Source organism: Kitasatospora sp. NPDC057198 (genome assembly GCF_042670125.1).
In the GTDB taxonomy this organism is placed as follows: domain Bacteria; phylum Actinomycetota; class Actinomycetes; order Streptomycetales; family Streptomycetaceae; genus Kitasatospora.
Genome location: NZ_JBHUWH010000746.1, coordinates 1 through 2,424 on the forward strand (window position 1 = coordinate 1; position 2,424 = coordinate 2,424).

The following is a 2,424-nucleotide window of genomic DNA, read 5'->3' on the forward strand; positions in this document are numbered from 1 at the left end:
GATCAAGGGCAGGTCACGGGCGTGCAACCACTCTTGACGGGCGTCCGGGCGGACCCTATGGTCATGCCACTGCAAGTTTCCAGCAAGTTTCAACGCTCTTGCAGCGTCCTTGCAGTAGCGACCCTCCCCCCGTCGCGCTGACGGCACCACCCCCGCCGTCGCGGCCCCCCACCCTGCCGCCCTCCCGTTCCGCGACCTGCGTCCGCGGTCCGGGCCTCCCCCAGGAGTGCTCCCTTGCCCACCTCCGCCCCCGCCCGCAGAAGGCGCCTCGCCGCCGCCACCACCGCGCTCGCGGCGCTCGGCCTCTCGGTCGGCGCCGGGCTCACGCTCGCGCCCACCGCCACCGCCACCCCGCCGAGCAGCAAGGACGTCACCGCCACCCTGTTCGAGTGGAAGTTCGACTCGGTGGCCAAGGCGTGCACCGACACCCTCGGCCCCAAGGGCTACGGCTTCGTCGAGGTCTCCCCGGCCGAGGAGCACATCCAGGGCCCCCAGTGGTGGACCTCCTACCAGCCCGTCAGCTACAAGATCGCCGGCCGGCTCGGCGACCGCGCCTCGTTCCAGAACATGGTCAGCACCTGCCACGCCGCGGGCGTCAAGGTGATCGCCGACGCGGTCATCAACCACATGAGCGCGGGCAGCGGCACCGGCACCGGCGGCACCAACTACAGCAAGTACGCCTACCCGGGCTACTACCAGGACCAGGACTTCCACTCCTGCCGGACGTCGATCAGCAACTACGGCGACCGCTCCAACGTGCAGAACTGCGAGCTGGTCGGCCTCTCCGACCTGAACACCGGCTCCAGCTACGTCCAGCAGACCATCGCCGGCTACCTGAACGACCTGCTCACCCTGGGCGTGGACGGCTTCCGGATCGACGCCGCCAAGCACATCGCCGCGAGCGACCTGGCCGCCATCAAGTCCAGGATGAGCAACCCCAACGCCTACTGGGTGCAGGAGGTCATCTACGGCGCGGGCGAGGCCGTCCAGCCCTCCGAGTACACCGGAAACGGCGACGTCGACGAGTTCCGCTCCGCGACCTGGCTGAAGAGCGCCTTCAACGGCGGCCGGATCGCCGACCTGCAGAGCTGGGGCAGCGGCCTGCTCGGCTCCGCCCAGGCCCGCACCTTCGTCGACAACTGGGACACCGAGCGCAACGGCTCGACCCTCACCTACAAGTACGGCTCCGCCTACACGCTGGCCAACGTCTTCATGCTGGCCAACCCGTACGGCTCGCCGAACGTCTACTCCGGCTACGCGTTCGGCAGCAACGACGACGGCCCGCCCAACGGCGGCACCGTCAACGCCTGCTACCAGGACGGCTGGAACTGCACCCACGCCTGGCGCCAGGTCGCCAACATGGTCGGCTTCCGCAACGCGGTCTCCGGCACCGGCGTGACCAACTGGTGGTCCAACGGCAACAACGCGATCGGCTTCGGCCGCGGCGACAAGGGCTACGTGGCGATCAACCGGGAGTCCGGCGCGATCACCCAGACCTTCCAGACCTCGCTGCCGGCCGGCACCTACTGCGACGTCCAGCACGGCGACCCGGTGAACGGCGGCTGCACCGGCCAGAGCTACACCGTCGGTCCGGACGGCAGGTTCACCGCCACCGTCGGCGCGGGCGACGCGGTCGCCCTGTACGTCGGCGCGGGCGGCGGCTCCACCGCGACCCCGACCCCGACGCCGACGCCGACCCCGACCCCGACCCCGTCGGCCACCGGCGGCAGCAACTCCGCGACCGTCTTCTACTCCACCGACAAGAACTGGTCGGCCTACTACCTGCACTACGCGCCCGCCGGCGGCACCTGGACCACCGCCCCCGGCGTCGCGATGACCGCCGCCTGCACCGGCTGGGTCAAGTACACGGCCGCCCTCGGCGGCTCCGGCGGCCTCACCGCCACCTTCAACAACGGCTCCGGCACCTGGGACAACAACAACAGCGCCAACTACGCGCTGGGCACCGGCAGCGTGACCGTCAAGGACGGCGTGATCGGCTCCGGCGACCCGTGCGCCACCGCCTCGCCCAGCCCGACCCCGTCCCCGACGGCCACCTCCACCGCCGGCGGCGCCTCCTTCGCGGTCAACGCCACCACCGTGGTCGGCCAGAACATCTACGTGGTCGGCGACGCCGCCGCACTCGGCGGCTGGGACACCTCCAAGGCGCTGCCGCTGTCCTCCGCCGCCTACCCGGTGTGGAAGCTGGACGTGGCGCTGAACGCGGGCACCGCCATCCAGTACAAGTACGTCCGCAAGGACGCCGCCGGGAACGTCACCTGGGAGAGCGGCGCCAACCGCACCGCGACCGTCCCGGCGAGCGGCAAGGTCGCGTTGAACGACACCTGGCGGAACTGACCCCACGTCAGCAGCCCTGAAGTAACGGCTCGGGCGGCCAAACCGCTCGAAGGGGTGGAATCCCGGCTC

The 2,424-nt window shown here is 70.7% G+C and carries 1 protein-coding gene; it reads left to right on the top strand.

What is annotated here, in order from left to right:
- Nucleotides 1-234 precede the first annotated feature (234 nt).
- On the top strand, nt 235-2,355 hold the full coding sequence (locus ACFUEL_RS38550) for a carbohydrate-binding module family 20 domain-containing protein (protein WP_380242703.1): 2,121 nt from the start codon (nt 235-237) through the stop codon (nt 2,353-2,355).
- Nucleotides 2,356-2,424: the final 69 nt, after the last annotated feature.